This window comes from Stenotrophomonas sp. NPDC077421 (assembly GCF_049545505.1).
Lineage (GTDB): Bacteria > Pseudomonadota > Gammaproteobacteria > Xanthomonadales > Xanthomonadaceae > Stenotrophomonas > Stenotrophomonas nematodicola.
Genome location: NZ_JBMWDP010000082.1, coordinates 1 through 1,874, shown reverse-complemented (window position 1 = coordinate 1,874; position 1,874 = coordinate 1). Strand labels below are relative to the sequence as shown.

The window sequence follows — 1,874 nt, the reverse complement described above, 5'->3', positions numbered from 1 at the left end:
CGTAGCGGAGCGTTTCAACAGGGCCCTGTCTAGCGGCGATCTGGCCACGGTCGAAGCCCTGCTCGCTGCCGACGTCCTCATCCTCGAGTCCGGGGGTGCCGAGCGCAGCCGCGAGGAATATCTGGGTCATCACGCAGTCAGCGATGCGGCATTCCTCAAGGGCGCCCATCGCCAGCTGCTCCGTCAGCGTGCACGCACCGCTGGTGAGTTCGCATGGGTCGGAACCGAAAGCGAGCTGCACGCCCAGAAAGACGGTAAGCCACTGACCGTCCAGAGCACCGAGACCATGGTGCTGAAGCAGACCACCGACGGTTGGCGGATCGCCCACATCCACTGGTCTTCGCGGACCAAGCGCTAAGCGGAGAACCAGAAATGAAAACCTGCAGATTGAACCGACTGGCGTGGGCGGCTTTTGCGGTCGCCGGCCTGGGTGCCTGCACCCAAGCGGCTACACCCGCGCAATCCACCATCGCGCCCACTGCACAGGTCGTCCCGGAAACAGCCGACGCGACTCCAGCCGCCCTGCCACGCATGACCGTCCACAAGACCCCGACCTGCGGGTGCTGCGGTAGCTGGATCGACCACGTGAAGAAGGCGGGGTTCACCGTGGATGTGCATGACATGGATGACCTGGGTCCGGTCAAGGAGCGCCTGGGTGTCCCCTATGCAAAGGGCTCCTGCCACACGGCCGAGGTCGACGGATACGTCATCGAAGGCCATGTCCCGGCCGAGGACATCAAGCGCCTCCTCGAAGAAAAGCCGGACGCACGCGGCCTGGTCCTGCCCGGAATGCCGCTCGGTTCGCCGGGCATGGAGGTCCCGGAAGGACGCCAGCAGCCGTATACGGTCGAGCTGGTCCATCACGACGGAACCACCGAACCCTTCGCACAGCATTGATCCGCAAGAGCAACAGGGGGCGGTGTTGCGGGCGCGCCGATTCTCGTCCGCGATGAAGCAGGAGATCCACATGACTCACCATTCCGAAGACCACCGGTCTCAGGCCATGAACGAGTGCATCGACAACTGCACGCAATGCCACGCGATTTGCCTTGAGACCATCAACTATTGCCTGAGCAAAGGAGGTGCCCACGCAGCCCCGGAGCACATCGCCCTGCTGGCGACGTGTGCCGATATCTGCGCCACCAGCGCCGACGCCATGTTGCGTGGCGCCAGCGCTCACTCGGTGGTTTGCAGTGCCTGCGCGGAGATCTGCCGCCAGTGCGCCGAAGCATGCGACGCCATGAACGACCCGGAGATGGCGCGCTGCGCCGAAGTTTGTCGCCGTTGCGCGGAAAGCTGCAGCGCCATGGCGGCTTGACGCGTCGAGGATCCCGCCTGAGCGGCGGGATCCTCATCTCAAATATCAAAAGCCGACCAACCGTGGTTTCGGTGACAGCCCGACACCTAACGCTTGTCGGATCCAACACAGCACGGCGCCGAACGGGGCTTTGCATCACATTCGCAATGAGGATTTATCCCTATGAAATCATCAAACGTCCTTCGCTCCTTCGCGCTCGTCCTCGCGATTGCGGCTGGGCAGTTCTCCCTGCAGATCGCGCACGCCCACGCCGCGCTGCAGCAGTCCACACCGGCGGCAAATGCGGTGGTGGCTTCGCCGGGCCAGATCGATCTCGTGTTCAACGAAACATTGATTCCGCGGGCGTCGCGTCTCAAGTTGCTCATGAAGCACGGCAGTTCCACCATGCCGATCGAGAATTTCACGACCGAGATCGTCAACAACGGTAAGACCCTGCGTGCCAAGTTGCCCCAGCCGCTGACTCCGGGCGTCTATACCGTGGAATACCGCGCCGTCGGTGGTGACAACCACCCCATGCCGGGCAGCTTCAGCTTCACGGTGCGCTGAGGAGTCGCGA

The 1,874-nt window shown here is 63.3% G+C and carries 4 protein-coding genes; all 4 read left to right on the top strand.

The annotated features are described in order from the left end of the window. On the top strand, positions 1-358 hold a 358-nt coding region (locus tag ACPEH1_RS20525; RefSeq protein WP_423716315.1), incomplete at its 5' end, for a YybH family protein. A 14-nt stretch (positions 359-372) separates the two neighbouring features. After that, complete coding sequence (locus tag ACPEH1_RS20520) at positions 373-897, top strand: DUF411 domain-containing protein (RefSeq protein WP_229301210.1); 525 nt, start codon at positions 373-375, stop codon at positions 895-897. A gap of 70 nt (positions 898-967) precedes the next feature. Continuing rightward, on the top strand, positions 968-1,318 hold the full coding sequence (locus tag ACPEH1_RS20515; RefSeq protein WP_026070601.1) for a four-helix bundle copper-binding protein: 351 nt from the start codon (positions 968-970) through the stop codon (positions 1,316-1,318). A gap of 162 nt (positions 1,319-1,480) precedes the next feature. Beyond that, the gene (gene copC / locus ACPEH1_RS20510) at positions 1,481-1,864 is read left to right on the top strand and encodes a copper homeostasis periplasmic binding protein CopC (protein ID WP_017354979.1); all 384 of its coding nucleotides are present in this window, start codon (positions 1,481-1,483) and stop codon (positions 1,862-1,864) included. Positions 1,865-1,874: the final 10 nt, after the last annotated feature.